Source organism: Streptomyces sp. TRM64462, from assembly GCF_013362995.1.
Taxonomy (GTDB): domain Bacteria; phylum Actinomycetota; class Actinomycetes; order Streptomycetales; family Streptomycetaceae; genus Streptomyces.
This window is the reverse complement of sequence record NZ_JABWDV010000141.1, coordinates 1-19,996: the sequence shown is the minus strand read 5'-3', so window position 1 is coordinate 19,996 and position 19,996 is coordinate 1. Positions and strand designations below refer to the sequence as shown.

The 19,996-nt window shown below is 71.8% G+C and carries 19 protein-coding genes and 1 pseudogene; 9 read left to right on the top strand and 11 right to left on the bottom strand.

Annotated elements, in window-relative coordinates:
• Together HTZ82_RS06525 and HTZ82_RS06520 are read left to right on the top strand one after the other, a co-directional pair.
• Positions 1 to 210: pseudogene (locus HTZ82_RS06525) on the top strand (hypothetical protein); the annotation flags it as partial.
• Positions 207 to 1,373, top strand: coding sequence for an NADH-quinone oxidoreductase subunit D (locus tag HTZ82_RS06520; protein WP_175408324.1), 1,167 nt, complete (start codon positions 207 to 209; stop codon positions 1,371 to 1,373). The pseudogene HTZ82_RS06525 and the gene HTZ82_RS06520, both read left to right, overlap by 4 nt.
• 101 nt (positions 1,374 to 1,474) lie before the next feature.
• Here the strand turns inward: HTZ82_RS06520 and HTZ82_RS06515 are convergent, their stop codons facing one another.
• The 4 genes from HTZ82_RS06515 to HTZ82_RS06500 form a co-directional block, all read right to left on the bottom strand.
• The gene (locus HTZ82_RS06515; protein WP_175408323.1) at positions 1,475 to 2,551 is read right to left on the bottom strand and encodes a hypothetical protein; all 1,077 of its coding nucleotides are present in this window, start codon (positions 2,549 to 2,551) and stop codon (positions 1,475 to 1,477) included.
• Positions 2,552 to 2,672: 121 nt separating this feature from the next.
• Positions 2,673 to 3,668: an ABC transporter substrate-binding protein gene (locus HTZ82_RS06510; RefSeq protein ID WP_175408325.1), complete on the bottom strand. Its 996-nt coding sequence runs from the start codon at positions 3,666 to 3,668 to the stop codon at positions 2,673 to 2,675.
• A gap of 89 nt (positions 3,669 to 3,757) precedes the next feature.
• Positions 3,758 to 4,447, bottom strand: coding sequence for an ABC transporter permease (locus HTZ82_RS06505; protein ID WP_175408322.1), 690 nt, complete (start codon positions 4,445 to 4,447; stop codon positions 3,758 to 3,760).
• A gap of 3 nt (positions 4,448 to 4,450) precedes the next feature.
• The gene (locus tag HTZ82_RS06500; protein ID WP_175408321.1) at positions 4,451 to 5,191 is read right to left on the bottom strand and encodes an ABC transporter permease; all 741 of its coding nucleotides are present in this window, start codon (positions 5,189 to 5,191) and stop codon (positions 4,451 to 4,453) included.
• 161 nt (positions 5,192 to 5,352) lie between these two features.
• On the opposite strand from HTZ82_RS06500, the gene HTZ82_RS06495 reads away from it, so the two are divergent.
• Complete coding sequence (locus HTZ82_RS06495; RefSeq protein WP_175408320.1) at positions 5,353 to 6,477, top strand: ATP-binding cassette domain-containing protein; 1,125 nt, start codon at positions 5,353 to 5,355, stop codon at positions 6,475 to 6,477.
• Here HTZ82_RS06495 and HTZ82_RS06490 read toward each other — a convergent pair.
• On the bottom strand, positions 6,464 to 7,576 hold the full coding sequence (locus HTZ82_RS06490) for an esterase family protein (RefSeq protein WP_175408319.1): 1,113 nt from the start codon (positions 7,574 to 7,576) through the stop codon (positions 6,464 to 6,466). The genes HTZ82_RS06495 and HTZ82_RS06490 overlap by 14 nt on opposite strands.
• A gap of 172 nt (positions 7,577 to 7,748) precedes the next feature.
• Here HTZ82_RS06490 and HTZ82_RS06485 point away from each other — a divergent pair, with 172 nt between their 5' ends.
• The 6 genes from HTZ82_RS06485 to HTZ82_RS06460 all read left to right on the top strand — a co-directional run bounded on the left by HTZ82_RS06485 (position 7,749) and on the right by HTZ82_RS06460 (position 12,687).
• The gene (locus HTZ82_RS06485; protein ID WP_175408318.1) at positions 7,749 to 9,587 is read left to right on the top strand and encodes a phosphatidylglycerol lysyltransferase domain-containing protein; all 1,839 of its coding nucleotides are present in this window, start codon (positions 7,749 to 7,751) and stop codon (positions 9,585 to 9,587) included.
• 104 nt (positions 9,588 to 9,691) lie between these two features.
• Positions 9,692 to 10,555, top strand: a complete 864-nt coding sequence (gene folP, locus HTZ82_RS06480; RefSeq protein ID WP_175408317.1) for a dihydropteroate synthase — start codon at positions 9,692 to 9,694, stop codon at positions 10,553 to 10,555.
• Positions 10,552 to 11,013, top strand: coding sequence for a nuclear transport factor 2 family protein (locus HTZ82_RS06475; RefSeq protein WP_175408316.1), 462 nt, complete (start codon positions 10,552 to 10,554; stop codon positions 11,011 to 11,013). Before folP ends, HTZ82_RS06475 begins: the two co-directional genes overlap by 4 nt.
• A 154-nt stretch (positions 11,014 to 11,167) precedes the next feature.
• Complete coding sequence (gene folB / locus HTZ82_RS06470; RefSeq protein ID WP_175408315.1) at positions 11,168 to 11,527, top strand: dihydroneopterin aldolase; 360 nt, start codon at positions 11,168 to 11,170, stop codon at positions 11,525 to 11,527.
• The gene (gene folK, locus HTZ82_RS06465; RefSeq protein ID WP_175408314.1) at positions 11,524 to 12,126 is read left to right on the top strand and encodes a 2-amino-4-hydroxy-6-hydroxymethyldihydropteridine diphosphokinase; all 603 of its coding nucleotides are present in this window, start codon (positions 11,524 to 11,526) and stop codon (positions 12,124 to 12,126) included. The genes folB and folK overlap by 4 nt, the downstream gene beginning before the upstream one ends.
• A gap of 81 nt (positions 12,127 to 12,207) precedes the next feature.
• Positions 12,208 to 12,687: a DUF3180 domain-containing protein gene (locus tag HTZ82_RS06460; protein ID WP_175408313.1), complete on the top strand. Its 480-nt coding sequence runs from the start codon at positions 12,208 to 12,210 to the stop codon at positions 12,685 to 12,687.
• 96 nt (positions 12,688 to 12,783) lie between these two features.
• Here HTZ82_RS06460 and folE read toward each other — a convergent pair whose 3' ends face one another.
• From folE to dacB, 6 genes are all read right to left on the bottom strand, one after another.
• Positions 12,784 to 13,389 carry a GTP cyclohydrolase I FolE gene (gene folE, locus HTZ82_RS06455; RefSeq protein ID WP_175408312.1) on the bottom strand — a complete coding sequence of 202 codons (606 nt, stop codon included), beginning with the start codon at positions 13,387 to 13,389 and terminating at the stop codon, positions 12,784 to 12,786.
• A gap of 121 nt (positions 13,390 to 13,510) precedes the next feature.
• Positions 13,511 to 15,544, bottom strand: a complete 2,034-nt coding sequence (gene ftsH / locus HTZ82_RS06450; protein ID WP_175408311.1) for an ATP-dependent zinc metalloprotease FtsH — start codon at positions 15,542 to 15,544, stop codon at positions 13,511 to 13,513.
• A 185-nt stretch (positions 15,545 to 15,729) separates the two neighbouring features.
• Complete coding sequence (gene hpt, locus HTZ82_RS06445) at positions 15,730 to 16,269, bottom strand: hypoxanthine phosphoribosyltransferase (protein WP_149184520.1); 540 nt, start codon at positions 16,267 to 16,269, stop codon at positions 15,730 to 15,732.
• Between the two features lie 51 nt (positions 16,270 to 16,320).
• Positions 16,321 to 17,409 carry a tRNA lysidine(34) synthetase TilS gene (gene tilS, locus HTZ82_RS06440; RefSeq protein WP_175408310.1) on the bottom strand — a complete coding sequence of 363 codons (1,089 nt, stop codon included), beginning with the start codon at positions 17,407 to 17,409 and terminating at the stop codon, positions 16,321 to 16,323.
• Positions 17,410 to 17,618: 209 nt separating this feature from the next.
• Positions 17,619 to 18,746: a zinc-dependent metalloprotease gene (locus HTZ82_RS06435; RefSeq protein ID WP_175408309.1), complete on the bottom strand. Its 1,128-nt coding sequence runs from the start codon at positions 18,744 to 18,746 to the stop codon at positions 17,619 to 17,621.
• 117 nt (positions 18,747 to 18,863) lie between these two features.
• A partial coding sequence (gene dacB / locus HTZ82_RS06430) for a D-alanyl-D-alanine carboxypeptidase/D-alanyl-D-alanine-endopeptidase (protein WP_175408308.1) occupies positions 18,864 to 19,996 on the bottom strand: 1,133 nt, incomplete at its 5' end.

The window sequence follows — 19,996 nt, the reverse complement described above, 5'->3', positions numbered from 1 at the left end:
GTCGAGCTGGTCCCGCAGCGCGAGGCCCTCCGCCGCCTCGGCGTGACCGGCGAGCGCCCGCCGCTCACCCTCGCCTCCCGCGACCCGGCCGCCTACGTGCGGGCCCTCGCCGCCGCGGGCGAGGCCGCCGAGCTGACCGCGCGCGGCGGCCTGGGCGACTTCACCTGGCTGCTCCAGCGCGTGCCCGGCGAGGGATACTGTCCGGCATGACGGAGACCGAGACGACCCAGCCCAGGGAGACCACGGTCGGCATCGGCGGTGCCGCGGAGAGCACCGACATGGTGCTGAACATCGGACCGCAGCACCCCTCCACCCACGGTGTGCTGCGCCTCCGGCTGGTCCTCGACGGCGAGCTGATCCAGCACGCCGAGCCGGTGGTCGGCTATATGCACCGGGGCGCGGAGAAGCTGTTCGAGGCCCGCGACTACCGGCAGATCGTCATGCTGGCCAACCGCCACGACTGGCTGTCCGCGTTCTCCAACGAGCTGGGCGTCGTCATGGCCGTCGAGCGGATGCTCGGCATGGAGGTCCCGGAGCGTGCCGTGTGGATGCGGACGCTCCTCGCCGAGCTGAACCGGGTCCTGAACCATCTGATGTTCCTCGGTTCGTACCCGCTCGAACTGGGTGGTATCACCCCGATCTTCCACGCGTTCCGTGAGCGCGAGGACCTCCAGCACGTGATGGAGGAGATCTCCGGCGGCCGGATGCACTACATGTTCAACCGGGTCGGCGGTCTCAAGGAGGACCTCCCGGCCGGCTGGCTCGGCCGCACCCGCGAGGCCGTCGCCGCCATCAGCTCGCGGATGGACGTGTACGACCGGCTGGTCCTCGGCAACGAGATCTTCCGCGGCCGTACGCGCGGGGTTGGCGTCCTGTCGCAGGAGCTGGCCCACGCGTACGGGGTGAGCGGGCCGATCGCCCGCGCCTCCGGCGTCGACTTCGACCTGCGGCGCGACGAGCCGTACCTGGCGTACGGGGAGCTCCAGGACACCCTGAGGGTCGTCACGCGCGCGGAGGGCGACTGCCTGGCGCGGTTCGAGTGCCTGCTGGAGCAGACGCACAACGCGCTGGAGCTGGCCGAGGCATGCCTCGACCGGATCGCGGAGCTGCCGCCGGGGCCGATCAACCAGCGGCTGCCGAAGGTGCTCAAGGCGCCCGAGGGCCACACGTACGCCTGGACCGAGAACCCGCTCGGCATCAACGGCTACTACCTGGTGTCCAAGGGCGAGAAGACCCCGTACCGGCTGAAGCTGCGCTCGGCGTCCTACAACAACATCCAGGTCCTGACCGAGCTCCTGCCGGGCACGCTGGTCTCGGACATGGTGGCGATCCTCGGCTCGTTCTTCTTCGTCGTCGGCGACATCGACAAGTAACAAGTAGGCCGACGCGACGCGGAAGCGGCCGGGGGGATCGTCCGCCCGGCCGCCTCTTCGTCGCGTCGTCGCGTCGTCACGTCGTCACGTCGTCACGTCGCTCAGGAGCTGACCGCGTCCCGCAGTTCCGCGACGTCCAGCTGCTCGGTCTCGTCGTGCGCCGTCAGGTCGATGACCTTGCCGACCGCCCGCTCCTCGGCGCGCCGCGGCTGCGGCGGCTGCGGCGGGGCCACCGCCCCGGCGTCGGCCAGCGCCTCCTCGCCGACGACGTCCGCCAGGTCCTCCTCCTGTACGGCCTCGATCGCGGCCATCGGCTTCTTCGCGGCCACCTCCTTGCGGAGCGCCTTCTGCCCCTGCGTGCCGAAGAAGTCGAAGCTGCCCTCCGGGCGCGGCACCGGGCGGCGCTGGGCGGAGTACGGCACGATGGCGGCCGCCGCGGGCACGGGGCGCATCGCGGACGCGGCCGAGGAGTTGAGGGCCGCCTCGGCGATACGACGGGCCTCCTGGGCCGCGGCGTTGCGCGACAGCTGCTGGAGCGCCCGGGCCGCCTTGAGGTAGTCGGCCGGCGTCGGCACCGACGAGGCCCTCACCAGCGCCGTACCGCTCCCGGACACGGTCTCGCCCGCGCCCTCCGCTCCGGCACCAGAACCAGAACCGGCACCAGCACCAGCCGCAGCACCGGCACCAGAGCCGGATCCCGCGCCCTTGCCCATCGCCGGTTCCGTGGCGCCCAGCGCCAGTTGGCGGCGGCCCTCCAGGGCGCTGGCCCGCTCGGTCTCGGCCGTGGCGTACCGCCGCAGCAGCTCGGCGTGCTCGTTGCGCAGCCCGGCGAGCTCGACCCGCTTGGCGCGCAGCTTCGCGTCCAGCTTGGCGCGCAGTTCGCGGGCGTCGTCGAGGTCGGCCTCCAGCTCGGCTATGCGTTCCTCGGTCTTCCACTGGTCGCTGGCGCGGGCGCGGGTCAGCTCGGCGACGCGCCGGCCTGCCGTACGGTCCCAGGTCCGCATGAGGACCGCGCCGGTGACGGCCGCCGCCGCGGCGGCCGCGACCAGGAGCCGCAGGCCCAGCGGATCGGCCAGGAGCCAGGCACCGCCGGCACAGAGGACGGACGCTCCGGCCACCGCGGAGGGCGGCAGAAGCCGGTGCAGGGGTGGGGAATGGCGGTGGCGTCCACGTGGCATGGCCTGAAATTTACCGTGCGTAGGGGGCGGATGGGGGGCCGCCCCGGCAATGTTTTGCCCACCCGTTCCGTTTCGCGGGCCGCCACACCCGCTGCTCCCGCCAACCCACTTCACAGGGGGCTTACTTCCGGAGCAGGCCCTTGTCCTCCAGGTAAGCCTTCGCGACGTCCGCGGGCTTTGCCCGCTCGGCGTCGACCTTCCTGTTCAACTCCACCAGATCCGCCGTCGTCAGAGCCTTGGTGACCTTGTCGAGAGCGGCCGCGATCTGCGGTGATCCGGCGTCCTCGGCATTGACGACGGGCAGCACATTGTCGGCGTTCTGCAGCTTCTTGTCGTCCTCCAGCAGCACAAGCCCGAACGCGTCGAGCGTGGCGTCCGTCGTCGTGGTGAGCACCATCTGGTCGGTGCCGTCCCTCACGGCCTGCTTGGACTGCGGGGTGCCGACGCCCTTCGGGTCGATGCCCGCCACATCGATTCCGTATACGGACTTGAGGCCCGGTGCGCAGAACGGCCGTACGGCGCACTCGTCACCCGCCGCGATCTTCACCTTCAGCTTCGACCTGCCGAGATCCGAAAGCGTCTTGAGCTTGTTCTTCTCGGCGAATTCCCTGGTCACCGCGAAAGCGTTCTGGTCGACGGCCTCTCCCGCCGGAAGAACCTTCAGGCCGCGCGGCGTGGCGAGCTTCTCCAGGGCGGCCACGGTCGCGGTCACATCGCTGGAGGCGACCGGCTTCTCCTCGGGCGCCTTCGGTCCGTTCACCTTCGCGTTGAGAAATTCCGCAAGCGTAGCCGCGTATTCCGGTACGACGTCGATCTCGCCCTTCTCCAGGGACGGTTCGTACAGCTCGCGGTTCTCGACGGTTCTGATGGACGTGCGGTACCCGGCGTCGCCCAGCACCTGGGCGTACAGCTCCGCCAGCACCCGCGACTCGGTGAAGCCCGCCGCGCCGACGACCAGCGTGCCCCGGCCGGACGGCCCGCCCGAGGCGTCGCCGGACGTCCCCGTGCCGCCGCGCTCCTCCAGGCTGGCGCCGCCCCCGCACGCGGCGAGCCCGCCCGCCAGGGCCAGCACCCCCAGCGCCGTACCCGCCCTGCGGGCGGCCCGGCGCGGAACCATGACCGTCCTCGTCATCGGCGCCCTCGTGATCGCCGTCTCCTTCATCGCCGCCCCCGTCATCGCTGTCCCCGTCATCCCGGTCCTCGTCATCACGCTCTCCGTCTCCGTCCGTTCGCGTTCGGTTCTCGGCCCGTGAACGCCCGGCTCGCCGCGACCAGTACGCCTTCGACGAGCAGCGCCAGCGCGCCGACGAGCAGGGCTCCCGCGAACACCTGCGCGGTGTCGTAGGTGTGGAAACCCGCCGTGATGATCCGGCCGAGGCCGCCCTCGCCGGCCATCGCGGCGAGTGTCGCCGTGGCGATCACCTGGACGGACGCGAGCCGCAGCCCCGTCAGCACCATGGGGAGTGCCAGGGGCAGTTCGACCGTGCGGAAGAGCTGGCCGCCCGACATCCCCATGCCCCGCGCGGCCTCCACCACCGCCCGGTCCACCTCGCGCATGCCCAGATACGCGTTGGTGAGCAGCGGAGGCACCGCGAACAGCACCAGCGCGACGATCGTCGGTATGCCGCCGTACCGCCCGAGCGGAGTGAGCGTCAGCAGCACCAGCACCGCGAGCGTGGGCACCGCGCGCCCCACGTTGGACACGTTCACCGCCAGGGCGCCGCCCCGGCCGATGTGGCCCAGCCAGAACGCGAGCGGCAGTGCGATCAGGCACGACAGGACCAGGCACACCCCGCTGAACCACAGGTGCTCGCCGAGCCGGTGCCACACGCCGGACTCGCCCTGCCAGTTCGCCCCGGTCGTCAGCCACGCCCAGGCGTCCGCCACCACGCCCATCGCTCAGACCGCCTCCCCCACGCCCCGCACGCGTGCCCGGGACCGCGCCCCGCCGCCCGCGCGCCGCGCCCACGGCGTCAGCAGCCACTGGAGCCCGAGCAGCAGCACGTCGGCCGCCACCGCGAGCAGCACGCTCAGCACGGACGCGGTCAGCACCTGCGCCTTGAAGTAGCTCTTCAGGCCGCTCATGATGAGCGTCCCCAGGCCGCCGTAGTCCACCAGCGCGCCGACGGTCGTCAGGGCGATCGTCGACACCGTCGCCATCCGCACCCCCGCCATCAGGGCGGGCAGCGCCAGCGGCAGCTCAACCTCACGCAGCAGCCGCCCCGGCCCGTACCCCATCCCGCGGGCCGCCTCGCGCGTCTCCTCGGGCACGGCGGCGAGCCCGGCCAGGATGTTCCGTACGAGGATGGTCAGCGAGTACAGGACGAGACCGGTGACGACCAGCGCCGCCGAAAGCCCGAACAGCGGCAGCAGCAGCGAGAACATCGCGAGGGACGGGACCGCGTACAGCACGGTCGTCAGCCCCAGCACCGGCCCCGCGAAGGCCGGGCGGGCCCGCACCAGCAGCGCGAGCGGGAACGCCACGGCGAGCCCGATCAGCACCGACACGGCCGTGATCCAGATGTGCTGCACCGTCGCGTCCGTCAGCTCCTGGGCGCGGGAGCGCACGTATGCGCCGCAGATCCACTCGTTGGCCGCGAGGCACCCGTCGCCCGCTGCGGACAGGACTCCCGTACGCATCGCTCGCACCTCCCCCGGTCTCCGGACCCGGCGTCACACCCCGCCCGTCGATGTGGTGTTCGACTGGAAAAGACCCTAACCCGCGGCACTGACAATCACCGGAGGACGCCCCGGACAGGCACCATGGGCCTCTACGTCACCACGTGTTACAAGGGGGAGCAGTGATCCGGTTCGAGCACGTCACCAAGCGGTACGCGGACGGCACCACGGCCGTCGACGATCTGTCGTTCGAGGTGGCGGAGGGTGAACTGGTCACGCTCGTCGGTCCGTCCGGCTGCGGCAAGACCACCACGATGAAGATGGTCAACCGGCTCGTCGAGCCGACCGGGGGCAGCATCCACGTGGCCGGCCGGGACATCGCCGCCACCGACCCCGTCGACCTGCGGCGCCGGATCGGCTACGTCATCCAGCAGGTCGGCCTCTTCCCGCACCGCACGGTCCTGGAGAACACCGCGACCGTGCCGCGCCTCCTGGGCTCCGGGCGGGCCGCGGCGCACGCGCGCGCGGCGGAGCTGCTGGACCTGGTCGGCCTGGACCCGCGCACCTACGGCGACCGCTACCCGGACCAGCTCTCCGGCGGCCAGCGGCAGCGCGTCGGGGTGGCCCGCGCGCTCGCTGCCGACCCGCCGGTGCTGCTGATGGACGAGCCGTTCGGGGCGGTCGACCCCGTCGTGCGGGAGCACCTGCAGAGCGAGTTCCTCAAGCTCCAGGCGCAGATGCGCAAGACGGTGCTGTTCGTCACCCACGACCTGGAGGAGGCGGTCCGGCTCGGTGACCGGATGGCCGTGTACGGGCAGGGGCGCATCGAGCAGTTCGACACGCCCGCCACGGTCCTGGGCGCGCCGGTCAGCCCGTACGTCGCGGACTTCGTCGGCGCGGACCGGGCCCTGCGGCGGCTCGCCGTCACGCCGGTCGAGGAGGGCCACCTGGAGCGGCCGCCGGTCGTCCGCATCGACGACCCGCTGCCCCGCGCTGCCCTGGACGGCTCACGGGCCGTCGTCGTGGACGAGGACGGGCGCCCGTACGGCTGGCTGCCCGCAGCGCCGGCCGCGAAGGGCACGGTCCGGGAGCTGGCCCGGCCGATGGACGCGCGCGTGGCGCTCGGCGCGTCCCTCAAGGAGGCGTTCTCGGCCATGCTCCGCTACGACGCGGGCTGGGTGGCCGTCGTGGCGGGCGGCGGCGAGGGCGACGGCCGGTACCTCGGCGTCCTCACCCCGGACCGGCTGCACGAGGCGCTGCGGCGGTCCGTGGGCGAGGCGGCGGACGCAGGTGTCACGCCGCGCTGAGGCGCTTGCTCATCCAGACCAGGGCCGGGGGGATCTCCCGGTTCCAGGTGCCGAAGTTGTGGCCGCCGTTGTCGAGGGTGATCGACGACACGCGCGCGGGGGCCTTGACCTTCTTGATGAAGTCCAGCGTGCCCCGCAGGTTGCTCTCGCCCTGCTTCGACGTCGCGACGAGGAAGGACGACTTGCCCTGGGGGAGGTGATCCAGGCTCCACAGCAGGTCGGCGCGGTTGCGCAGCTTCGCGTCGCCCTGGAAGAGATCGCCCGTCGTGACGTCCTCGGCCGCCTTGTAGTACGCGGAGAGGCCCGCGCCCGCCGAGAACTGCTCCGGGTGGTGCAGCGCGATCTTCAGGGCGCAGTAGCCGCCGGTCGAGTTGCCGATGAAGCCCCAGTTCCGCGCGTCCTTGCCCACCCGGTACGTCTCCGAGATCGCCTTCGGCAGGTCCTTCGCGAAGTACGTCTCCGTCTGCGGGCCGCCCGGCACGTCCACGCACTCGGTGTCGCGCGGCGGCGCGACCGTCGGGCGCAGCAGGACCAGGATCATCGGCTGCATCTTCTTGGCCTTGGCCTGCTCGTAGGCGGTGCGCGGATAGCGCAGCCCCTTGAGCAGGTTCTCGGCGGTGCCCGGGTAGCCGGTCAGGACGACGGCCGCGGGGAAGGTGCGCTGCGCGTGGGCGGGCTGGAAGTACTCGGGCGGCAGGTACACGTACGCGGGGCTCTTGATGCGGGAGGTCTCGCCGGAGATGACGACCTTCTGGATCTGGCCGCCGATCTCGGGGCGGTCGCCGCCGGGCACGTTCATCTTCTGCTTCTCGACCACCGTGACGTTTCTGCTCGCCGCCGAGTGGTCGACGACCACCCCCATCTCCTGTTCCTGGCCGAGCAGATCGGCCCAGGAGCCGTAGAACAGGAAGTAGTTGTTGGCGGCGAGGCCGACCGAGGCGAACAGGGACAGCTGGGTCACCAGCAGCAGCCCCACCCTGCCCAGCACCGCGCGCCAGCTCCGCCGGGCCAGCCGGGGCCACAGCCACACCGTGACCGCGAACAGCAGCACGGCCACGAGGACGGCCAACGCCAGAACTTTGTTGCTGGTGAGACCCATGCGTCGTCCAAGCCTTCTTCTTCGTCGAGGTTCGTCGAGATTTTTTCCGGGGCCCGAGTGAACCCCCCGCCCTGACACGTCGTCCTAGAGGGCGCACATTGTCCGGTTGTCCGGCGCCGATTCGCATCGGGCCGAAGGGACGAAACGACCTCTCGCGGAGCCACGGGAAGCCATGTCTGTCACGGTAGATGGGGATAAGTCAGGATCGGTTCCTAATCGGTGGCGCCGGGTCCTGCGTGGACCCCGCCCCGAAAAGGTGCCGTCGATCGTCGGCACGGCCTGCACGTTCATCGGCCTCGTCGACATCGCGGCCGGGGCGTTCCCCCGGTTCCGCGCCAGCCGGTTCCACGACCTGGTGGAGGTGCTGCCCGGCACGATCGGGCCGCTGTCCGCCGCGCTCTCGCTGAGCGTCGGCGTTCTGCTGCTGCTGCTCGCGCACGGACTGAAGCGCCACAAGCGCCGCGCCTGGCGGGCGGCCGTCATCCTGCTCCCTCTCGGCGCGGTAGCCCAGTTTGTCTACCGCCATTCCGTGATCGGGGTGCTGCTGTCCCTCGTCCTGCTGGCGCTGCTCCTGCGCCACCGCGAGGAGTTCGCGGCACTGCCCGACCCGCGCAGCCGCTGGCGCGCCCTGGCCAACTTCGTCCTCATGGGCGCCGGCTCCATCGCGCTCGGCCTGCTCATCGTCAGCGCCCACCCGGGCAAGGTCGTCGGCGACCCCAGCCTCAGCGACCGCCTGGAGCACGTGCTGCTCGGCCTGTTCGGCGTCGAGGGCCCGGTCGGCTACGGCGGCAGCGTCTCCTGGACCGTCGGCTACTCCCTCGGCGCGCTCGGCCTGCTCACCGCCGTCACCACCATCTACCTGGCCTTCCGCCCCGAGCACCCGGTCGCCAGGCTCACCGAGGACGACGAGGCGCGGCTGCGCGAGCTGCTCGCCAAGCACGGCGCCCGTGACTCGCTGGGCCACTTCGCGCTCCGCCGCGACAAGGCCGTCGTCTTCTCGCCCAGCGGCAAGGCGGCCGTCACGTACCGCGTCGTCTCCGGTGTGATGCTCGCCAGCGGCGACCCGATCGGCGACGTCGAGGCCTGGCCCGGCGCCATCGAACGGTTCATGGACGAGGCCAAGGCCCACTCCTGGACGCCTGCCGTCATGGGCTGCTCCGAGACCGGCGGCCAGGTGTGGACCCGCGAGACCGGCCTCGACGCCCTGGAGCTCGGCGACGAGGCGGTGGTGGACGTCGCGGATTTCTCCCTGTCCGGGCGCGCCATGCGGAACGTGCGCCAGATGGTCAAGCGCATCGAGCGCAACGGCTACGAGACCCGAGTCCGGCGCGCCCGTGACCTGTCCGACGCCGAGCTGGAGCGTATCCGCCGGGCGGCCGCCGACTGGCGCGGCACCGACACGGAGCGCGGCTTCTCCATGGCCCTGGGCCGGATCGGAGACGCCGCCGACGGCGACGCCGTGATCGCCACGGCCCACAAGGTCGACGACACCCTGGAGACCTCCCCCTACGGCGACCTGAAGGCGATCATCCACTTCGTGCCGTGGGGCCGGGACGGCATGTCCCTGGAGCTGATGCGCCGCGACCGCTCCGCCGACCCCGGCATGAACGAGCTGCTCATCGTCGCCGCCCTCCAGGCGTCCCCGCAGCTCGGCGTGGAGCGCGTCTCGCTGAACTTCGCGATGTTCCGCTCGGCGCTCGCCCGCGGCGAGAAGCTCGGCGCGGGCCCCGTCCTGCGCGTCTGGCGCGGCCTGCTGGTCTTCCTGTCCCGCTGGTTCCAGATCGAGTCGCTGTACAAGTTCAACGCGAAGTTCCAGCCCCGCTGGGAGCCCCGCTTCGTCGTCTACCGCAGCACCCGCGACCTGCCCCGCATCGGCTTCGCCGCCATGCAGGCCGAGGGCTTCGTCAACCTGGCGCCGCCCCGCCCGTTCCGCCGCCGCGCCACCCGCACGGCCCGCCCGTGCGCCCACATCACCCCCGCCAAGGGCGAGCACGAGATGCGTGCCGCCTGACAAGACCCCACCCGCACCCCCACACGACGGGGCGCCACCCGCCCGGTCCCGCAGGACCGGCCCGGACGGCGCCCCGTCCGGCGTACGGGCCTAGGCTGGGTCCCATGAGTACGTTGCGTGGACGGGGTACGGTCCGGGGCCTGCCGGAGTGGGACCGCTGTGCGGTGATGGGCGTCGTCAATGTGACGCCCGACTCCTTCTCCGACGGCGGCCGCTGGTTCGACACCACCGCAGCCGTCAAGCACGGCCTCGACCTCGTCGCCCAGGGCGCCGACCTGGTGGACGTCGGCGGTGAGTCGACGCGCCCCGGCGCCACCCGGGTGGACGAGGAGGAGGAGCTGCGGCGGGTCGTCCCGGTCGTGCGGGGGCTGGCGTCCGAGGGCGTCACCGTCTCGGTCGACACGATGCGCGCCGCCGTCGCCCGCAAGGCCGTGGAGGCCGGCGCGGTCCTCGTCAACGACGTCAGCGGCGGGCTCGCGGACCCCGGCATGGTGCCGTCCGTCGCCGCCGCCGACGTGCCCTTCGTCGTCATGCACTGGCGCGGCTTCAGCGAGAACATGAACAGCCTCGCCGTGTACGACGACGTGGTCGCCGAGGTCGTCGCGGAGCTCCACGCGCGCGTCGAGGCCGTCGTCGCGGGCGGCATCGCCCCGGAGCGGCTGATCGTCGACCCGGGCCTCGGCTTCGCCAAGCAGGCCGAGCACGACCTCGCCCTCGTCGCCCATCTGGCCGAGCTCCGCGCCCTCGGGCGCCCCCTGCTCGTCGCCGCCTCCCGCAAGCGCTTCCTCGGCCGTGTCCTGGCCGGCGAGGGCCACAACCCGCCACCCGCCCGGGAACGGGACGCGGCCACCGCCGCGGTCTCCGCGATCGCCGCGCACGAAGGCGCCTGGGCCGTCCGCGTCCACGAGGTGCGGGCGACGGCGGACGCCGTACGCGTGGCCCGCGCCGTCGAGGGCGCCGCCTCGTGAGCGGCGCCCGCACCGACACCGAGGCGGTCGAGGAGGCGAACACCGCCTTCTACGAGGCGATGGAGCGCGGCGACTTCGAAGCGGTCGCCGACCTCTGGCTGGACGAGCGGTACGGCGAGATCTCCTGCGTCCACCCCGGGTGGCCCGTCCTCTCGGGCCGGGGCGAGGTGCTCCGCTCGTACGCGCTGATCATGGCGAACACCGAGTACATCCAGTTCTTCCTGACCGATGTGAAGGTGTCCCTGTCCGCCGACACGGCCCTGGTGACCTGCACCGAGAACATCCTCAGCGGCGGCCCCGCCGAGGACGGCGCCGAGCTCGGCCCCCTCGTGGGCCAGCTGGTCGTGGCGACGAACGTGTTCCGGCGCACCCCGGAGGGCTGGAAGGTCTGGTCGCACCACGGTTCACCCGTCCTGGCGGAATCCGACGAGGACGAGGACGACGAGGGCGCTGTGTGACCGCCGTGAGTGGGTAAGCGAAGCCGTGCGGGACCCCGCCGGAGGGCCCGTGCGCGGACCGTGTCAGTGCTCGCGGGTAGATTCGAGTGGTGGCACCGGGCCGTCCGCACCCGGCCGCGTGTCCACCAGACCTACGACAGCAGGAGTGATTCGCGTGGATCGTGTCGCGCTGCGCGGCCTCAAGGCCCGCGGGCACCACGGTGTCTTCCCCCGGGAACGGGAAGAGGGCCAGACATTCATCGTGGACCTGGTGCTGGGCCTCGACACCCGGCCCGCCGCCGCCGACGACGACCTGGCGAAGACGGTGCACTACGGCATCGTCGCGGAGGAGGTCGTCGACGTGGTGCAGGGCGAGCCCGTCGACCTGATCGAGACGCTCGCCGAGCGCATCGCCCAGCAGTGCCTGAAGCACGAAGGGGTCCAGGAGGTCGAGGTGTGCGTCCACAAGCCGGACGCCCCGATCACCGTCCCGTTCGACGACGTGACCATCACGATCACCCGGAGCCGCGTATGAACCGCACGCCCAGCGACCCGACGGTCCAGCCGGTGCCCGCCTTCGTGACGGCGCAGGTGGACGCGGCGGACACGACCCTGTCCAACCCCAAACAGGCCGTGCTGTCCCTCGGCGGCAACCTCGGCAACCGCCTGGAGAACCTCCAGGGCGCGATCGACGCGCTGGAGGACACCCCGGGCGTCCGCGTGAAGGCCGTGTCCCCCGTGTACGAGACGCAGCCCTGGGGCGTGGACCCGGGCTCCCAGCCGTCGTACCTCAACGCGGTGATCGTCGTGAAGACGACACTGCCGCCGTCGTCGCTCCTGGAGCGGGCGCAGGCCGTGGAGGAGGCGTTCGACCGGGTGCGCACCGAGCGCTGGGGCGCCCGCACCATCGACGTCGACATCGTGACGTACGCGGACGAGGTCTCCGACGACCCGGACCTCACCCTGCCGCACCCGCGCGCCCATGAGCGGGCCTTCGTGCTGCGCCCGTGGCTCGACGTGGAGCCGGACGCCCAGCTCCCCGGCTCCGGGCAGCGCGTGGCCGACCTGCTGGCCGGTGTCGGCCAGGAAGGCGTCGTGGCCCGCGGCGACCTGGAACTCCGCCTGCCCGACTGACCGTTGACCGTACGGCGGAAGCGGCACGGCACTCGTTCCGCACCGACCAAGAACCGCACCGAACACACGCGAAGGACACCGGTGAAGCAACTGCGGGTCAAGGTACTGGCCGGACTCTTCGTCGTGGCCGGAGTCCTGTCCTGGGGCGGCGCACGGCTGTGGGACGCGTTCGGCACCCTGCCGAGCGTGCCCCTGGCCGCGCCGGTCGTCCTCGCGGTGATCGCCGCCGTCCTCACCGCGACGGCGCTGTCGCTGCGGGCCCGGCTGAAGGCGCAACGGGAGCGCCACCCGGGCGCGAAGGGCGTGGAGCCGATGATGGCGGCCCGCGCGGTGGTGTTCGGCCAGGCCAGCGCGCTGGTCACGGCGGTGGTCAGCGGCATGTACGGCGGGACGGGCGTGTTCCTGCTCGGCTCGCTGGACGTCCCGGCCCGCCGCGACCAGGCCATCTACGCCGGTTTCGCGGTGCTGGCGGGTTTCGCGGTCATCGCGGCGGCCCTGTTCCTGGAGCGGGTCTGCAAGCTCCCCGAGGACGACGAGCCGCCGGGCGCCTCCACGGCATAACCGGCCGCCACCACTGTGTGGCCCGCCACTGCCGCCACGGCCGCCGCTGCCACCGCTTCGGCCGCTGCCGCCGCGCCGCAGCGGGCGCCACGGCTGTCAGTCGGCCATGATGAGGCTCATCGCCTCGGCGCGGGTCGCGACGTCCCGCAGCTGGCCGCGCACGGCCGATGTGAGCGTCTTCGCGCCCGGCTTGCGGATGCCGCGCATCGACATGCACATGTGCTCGCACTCGATCACCACGATCACACCGCGCGGTTCGAGAAGCTTCATCAGCGAGTCGGCGATCTGCGTGGTCAGACGTTCCTGCACCTGTGGCCGCCGCGCGTACACGTCCACCAGGCGCGCCAGCTTGGACAGCCCGGTGATCTTGCCGGTGGTGGACGGGATGTAGCCGACGTGCGCCACGCCGCGGAACGGGACCAGGTGGTGCTCGCACGTGCTGAACACCTCGATGTCCTTCACCAGGACCATCTCGTCGTGCCCCAGGTCGAACGTCGTCGTCAGCACGTCCTCGGGCTCCTGCCACAGGCCCGCGAATATCTCCTTGTACGCCCGGGCCACCCGCGCCGGCGTCTCGCGCAGGCCCTCACGGTCCGGGTCCTCACCGACCGCGATGAGGAGTTCGCGTACGGCGTTCTCGGCGCGCTTCTCGTCGAACTCGCCGATCCTGCCCTCGCCGTCCAGCGTCACCGCGTCGGTCATGTGTGCCTCGTTCCGTCTTGCCTGAAGTGCGTGAATGCCGCGCCCCCTCAGGCTAGAACCTGGGGGGCGCGGCATCCATTCCGGGTCTCTCCCGAAGGCCGTGCCTCCGGAAAGCGGCAGGTCAGGCCTCCGGGCGCTCCTCAGGGACCGCTTCCGGCGCCTTGGTGGTGTCCACCGCGGCCGAGGTGGCCGTGGTCGCCGTGGACGGCGTGGCACCGTTGGTCAGCGCGAGCTCCTTCGGGGAGAGCACCGGCGGCCGGGTCGAGGGTGTACGCCGCGAGGAGCCGGTCCAGGCCGGGCGCGGCGGGCGCTTCACGATCGGGGCGAAGATCTCGGCGATCTCCTCCTTGCCGAGGGTCTCCTTCTCCAGGAGCTGGAGGACCAGATTGTCGAGGACGTCACGGTTCTCGACGAGGATCTCCCAGGCCTCGTTGTGGGCGGCCTCGATGAGCTTCTTGACCTCTTCGTCGACCAGCGCGGCGACCTCTTCCGAGTAGTCGCGCTGGTGCGCCATCTCGCGGCCCAGGAACGGCTCGGTGTTGTCACCGCCGAACTTGATCGCGCCGAGGCGCTCGGTCATGCCGTACTGCGTGACCATCGCGCGGGCCGTGGTCGTGGCCTTCTCGATGTCGTTGGCCGCGCCCGTGGTCGGGTCGTGGAAGACCAGCTCCTCGGCGGCGCGCCCGCCCAGCATGTAGGCGAGCTGGTCGAGCATCTCGTTGCGCGTGGTCGAGTACTTGTCCTCGTCCGGCAGGACCATCGTGTAGCCCAGGGCGCGGCCGCGGGACAGGATGGTGATCTTGTGGACGGGGTCGGAGTTCGGGGACGCCGCGGCGACGAGGGCGTGACCTGCCTCGTGGTACGCGGTGATCTTCTTCTCCTTGTCCGACATGATCCGGGTCCGCTTCTGCGGGCCCGCGACCACGCGGTCGATCGCCTCGTCCAGCATGTGGTTGTCGATCAGCTTCTTGTCGCTGCGGGCGGTGAGCAGCGCGGCCTCGTTGAGGACGTTGCTCAGGTCCGCGCCGGTGAAGCCCGGCGTACGGCGGGCGACGGCGCCGAGGTCGACGTCGGGCGCGACCGGCTTGCCCTTCTGGTGGACCTTGAGGATCTCCAGACGGCCCTGCATGTCGGGACGGTCGACGGCGATCTGGCGGTCGAAGCGGCCAGGGCGCAGCAGCGCCGGGTCGAGGATGTCCGGCCGGTTCGTGGCGGCGATCAGGATGACGCCGCCCTTCACGTCGAAGCCGTCCATCTCGACGAGGAGCTGGTTCAGGGTCTGCTCGCGCTCGTCGTGGCCGCCGCCGAGGCCCGCGCCGCGGTGCCGGCCGACGGCGTCGATCTCGTCGACGAAGACGATGGCGGGCGCGTTCGCCTTGGCCTGCTCGAAGAGGTCACGGACGCGGGACGCGCCCACACCGACGAACATCTCGACGAAGTCGGAGCCGGAGATCGAGTAGAAGGGGACACCGGCCTCGCCGGCGACGGCGCGCGCGAGGAGCGTCTTGCCCGTTCCGGGCGGGCCGTACAGCAGCACACCCTTGGGGATCTTGGCGCCGACGGCCTGGAACTTGGCGGGCTCCTGCAGGAACTCCTTGATCTCGTGGAGTTCCTCGACGGCCTCGTCGGACCCGGCCACGTCGGAGAACGTCGTCTTCGGGGTGTCCTTGGTGATCAGCTTGGCCTTGGACTTCCCGAAGTTCATGACACGGGAGCCGCCGCCCTGCATCTGGTTCATCAGGAAGAGGAAGACCAGGACGATCAGCACGAAGGGCAGCAGCGACAGCAGCACGGAGACGAAGGCGCTCTGCTTGGTCGGTGTGACCGTGTAGCCCTTGTCGATCTCACCCGCCTCGAACTTCTGCTGCAGCGTCGCGGCGAGGTCGGAACCCTGCGTGCCGATGTAGCTCGCCTGGATCTTGTCGCTGTCGTCGATCTTCTGGCCGTCCTTGAGGTCGACCTTGATCATTTGTTCGTCGCCGGTGGTCAGCTTGACCTGATCGACCTGGTTCTGGGCGATCGCCCTGACGACCTTGCCGGTGTCCACTGTCTTGTAGCCGCCCGACGAGCCGACGACCTGCATCAACACGACCACGGCGAGGACGGCCAGCACGATCCACATGACCGGCCCACGGAAGTATCGCTTCACGTCCATCCATACGGAGCGGTGCCGCCCCGTCCCTCCTGCCCGTAGGTAAATGCTGCTGTGAGAGTAAGCGCTGCTGTGGGATCAGCACTGGTGTGGGAAAAAGCTGTTCTTCGGACGGTACCCCAGCATGGTGACCTGCGGCCGCCTTCCCCTCCTCCAACGGTGGAAAGGCGGCCGGGGTTCCCTGCTGGTCAGCCGCCGTACACGTGCGGCGCGAGCGTGCCGACGAACGGCAGGTTGCGGTACTTCTCCGCGTAGTCGAGGCCGTATCCGACCACGAACTCGTTGGGGATGTCGAAGCCGATCCACTTCACGTCGATCGCCACCTTGGCGGCCTCCGGCTTGCGCAGCAGGGTGCAGACCTCCAGGGAGGCCGGCTCGCGCGAGCCGAGGTTGGACAGCAGCCAGGACAGGGTCAGGCCCGAGTCGATGATGTCCTCGACGATCAGGACGTGCTTGCCCTTGATGTCGGTGTCCAGGTCCTTGAGGATCCGGACGACGCCCGACGACTGGGTGCCCGCGCCGTACGACGAGACGGCCATCCAGTCCATGGTGACGGGGGTGGACAGCGCGCGCGCCAGGTCCGCCATCACCATCACGGCCCCCTTGAGGACACCGACGATGAGCAGGTCCTTGCCCGCGTACTCCGCGTCGATCTTCGCGGCCAGCTCGGCCAGCTTCGCGTCGATCTCTTCCTTGGTGATGAGCACCGACTTGAGGTCGGCGCCCATGTCTTTCTCGTTCACCCGGGTCACTTTCGTTGCAGCCTGCGACAGCCTTGGTCAGCCTTGCCGGATGACCAGTCTGCCACCCTGGCGCCGTGCGACGACCCGGCCGGGCAGATTGATGGCGCCCTGACCGCGCCAGCCCGTGATCAGCCGGTCGAGTTCCTCGATGTGCCGGGCGAAGAGCGAACCGGCGGGCGCGCCCTCGGCGATGGCGGCCCGGCGCAGGACGCGGCGGCGTACGGCGGGCGGCAGGGCGTACAGCTTCGCGCACTCCAGGAGGCCGGCGTCGTCCCGTACGGTCGCGTCGGCCTGGGCGGCCCAGGTGTCGAGGGCGTCGGCGTCGTCACGGCAGAGCTGGGCGGTGCGGGCGAGCGCCTCGACGACGCCCTTGCCGAGAGACTTCTCCAGTGCGGGCAGGCCCTCGTGGCGCAGCCGGGACCGGGTGTAGGCCGGGTCGGCGTTCATCGGGTCGTCCCAGACGGGCAGGGACTGGACCAGGCAGGCCTTGCGGGCGGTCTGCCGGTCGAGGTGCAGGAACGGGCGGCGGTAGCGGCCGGCGGCGCCGGATACGGCGGCCATGCCGGACAGGGACCGGATGCCGGAGCCGCGGGCGAGGCCGAGCAGCACGGTCTCGGCCTGGTCGTCGCGGGTGTGGCCGAGCAGGACGGCGGCGGCGCCGAGCCGTTCGGCGGCCTCGTCGAGGGCGGCGTAGCGGGCGTCGCGTGCGGCGGCTTCGGGCCCGCCCTCGCGGCCGACGGTGACGGCGACGGCCTCGACCGGGTCGAGCCGCAGCGCGGTGAGCCGGGAGGCGACCTCGGCGGCCCGGAGGTCGGAGCCGTCCTGGAGGCCGTGGTCGACGGTGATGCCGCCGGCGCGGACGGGGAGCTTGCGCGCCTCGAAGGCCAGGGCGGAGGCGAGTGCCATGGAGTCGGCACCGCCGGAGCAGGCGACGAGGACGAGTGGGGGTTCGCCGGCGCGGGGGCGCGTGGGGGCGGCGCCGCCGGTGGTGGTGTCGTGGGTGCTGTCGTGGGTGCTGTCGCCGGTGGTGTCGTCTGCGGGGATCCGGGAGAGCTCGTTGAGTACGTCGTGGAGTACGCGGCGAACCGCCAGGCGTATCGCCGCGACCGCAGGATGGGGACCCATGTCCGGTGCCCTTCGTGGAAGTTGGGGTGCCTCGGTCGGAGTCTTAACGGTCGGAACGGGGGGTTCGGTCACTCAGTTCGTCACTCAGCGTGCGTCGATGGTGACAGAATCCGGCCGTTCCCCGAGCATCGCACGCCTATCCATCGCCCACGGTCCCTCGGATGGGTGATTGGACGGACGTTCTTCTGTCGTCGGTCTGCTCCGGCTTCTCAGTCTGCCTTACGGTGCACCCTCGCGACCCAGTCGGCGGGCCTGGCGATCTCCGCCTTCGTCGGAAGCGTGTTCGGGGACGTCCACACCCGGTTGAAGCCGTCCATGCCGACCTCGTCGACGACGGCGCGGACGAACCGCTCGCCGTCGCGGTACTGGCGGAGCTTGGCGTCCAGGCCGAGGAGCTTGCGCAGCGCCTGGTCGAGGCGGGAGGCCCCGCGGGCGCGGCGCTGCTGGAACTTCTCGCGGATCTCCAGGACGGACGGGACGACCTGGGGGCCCACCCCGTCCATCACATAGTCGGCGTGGCCTTCGAGCAACGACATGACGGCCGTGAGGCGGGCCAGGATCTCGCGCTGCTCCGGGGTCTGGACGAGCTCGACGAGGGAGCGGCCCGCGTCGTCCTCCTCGCCCTCCGGGCGGGCCCCGGAGAACGCCTGGGCGGCCTCGCGGAGCCGTTCCAGGACGGTCGTCGGGTCGACCTCGGTGGCGCCGAGGAACGACTGGATCTCGCCCTGGAGGTGGTCGCGCAGCCAGGGCACGCCGGTGAACTGGGTGCGGTGCGTCTCCTCGTGGAGGCTGACCCAGAGGCGGAAGTCGTGCGGGTCGACGGCGAGTTCGCGCTCGACGTGGACGATGTTCGGCGCGACGAGGAGGAGCCGGCCGCCGCCGTCGGGCCCGGCGGGGAACTCGCTGGTGGCGGGGGCGAACGTCTCGTACTGGCCGAGGACGCGGGAGGCCAGGAACGACAGCAGCATGCCCAGCTCCACGCCGGTCACCTTGCCGCCGACCGCGCCGAGCACGGCGCCGCCGGGGGTGGCGGCGCGGCGCTCGCTCATCTTCTCCAGGAGGGGCTTGAGCAGCTCGCGGAAGCCGGCGACGTTGGCGCGGATCCAGCCGGCCCGGTCGACGACGAGGACGGGGGTGTCCTCGGGCTCGTGGCCCTCGCGGATCATGCGGGTGAATCCGCGGACGTGCTCCTCGGACGCCTTGGCGTGGCGTCGCAGCTCGGCGACGACCTCGCGGGCTTCGGCACGGCTCACCTCGGGGCCGGGCCGTACGAATCGGGTCGCGGTCGCGACCGCGAGGTTCCAGTCGACCATCTCGGCACCACCGATGCTCGTCATGCGTCAACCGTACGTGGTGGGGGACGCATCGGGTCAGGGCGCGGGCCCGCCGGGGTCTACGCGCGCGTGCAGGGGTCGGCGTGCGGGTGTCCGTGGTCTACGGTCCACGTGCGCGTGTCAGGGCGTGGTCAGGGTGGTGGCCAGGGCGTCCAGGGCCGGTTGGGCCTCGTACGGGGACGGCGTCCGGCCCGCCAGGAAGGCGAAGGCCAGGAGGTGGCCGTTCGGGGCGACCGCTGTGCCGGCCAGGGTGTTCACGCCGGTCAGGGTGCCTGTCTTCGCGCGGATCAGGCCCGCGGCCGGGCTGTCCGGGGCGTAGCGGTGTTCGAGGGTGCCGGTGAAGCCGCCGACCGGGAGGCCGGTGAGGACGGGGCGCAGGGCGGGGCGTTCGGCGGCGCGGGTGAGGAGCGCGGTGAGGAGGCGGGCGGTGACGCGGTTGCGGCGGTCCAGGCCGCTGCCGTCGGCGAACCGGGCGCCTTCCAGGGGGACGCCCAGCTTCCGCAGCTCGGCGTGGACGGCCTGGCCGGCGCCCTCGAAGCTCGCCGGGTGGCCGGTCGCGCGGGCGGTGGCGCGGGCCAGGGCCTCCGCCAGGTCGTTGTCGCTGTAGGTCAGGGTGCGTTCGACCAGGGCCGACACCGGGAGTGACTCCGTGCGGGACAGTTCGGTCGGGTTCGCCGCTGCCGGGCCTCGCGTCGGTTCGCCCCGCACCGTGACGCCCTTCGCCTTCAGGAGCGCCGCGAACGTGTGCGCCGTATCGGCTGCCGGGGTGGCGGAGCGGGGGGCGGGGCCCGAGGCCGTGTCGTTCAGGCGGGCTTCGTTCGTCATGAGCGGCGTGACGGGGGCGAGGTTGTCGTTGACGCCGATCGGGTGGCGTACCGGGCCCGTGTAGAGCGTGGTGTCGTACGTGAGGGTGACCGTCGTCGTCCTCCGCGCGCGCAGGGCGTCGGCCGTGGCGGTCGCGAGGGCGGTGAGGCGTGCCCGGTCCAGGGTGGGATCGCCGCCGCCGACGAGCGTGATCCCCGGGGTGCCGGGGGCCGGGGCGGTGACCACCGTCGTGGGGATGCGGTGGTCGGGGCCCAGCGCGGACAGCGCGGCAGCCGCCGTGGCGATCTTGATGGTGGAGGCGGGGACCATGGGCGTGGTGGCGCCGTTCCCGTACAGCTCGCGGCCCGTCGTCACGTCGACGACGGCGGCCGTGCGCAGCGGGCCGAGGCCGGGGGCGCGCAGCAGCGGGTCGAGGAGCGGGGCGAGCG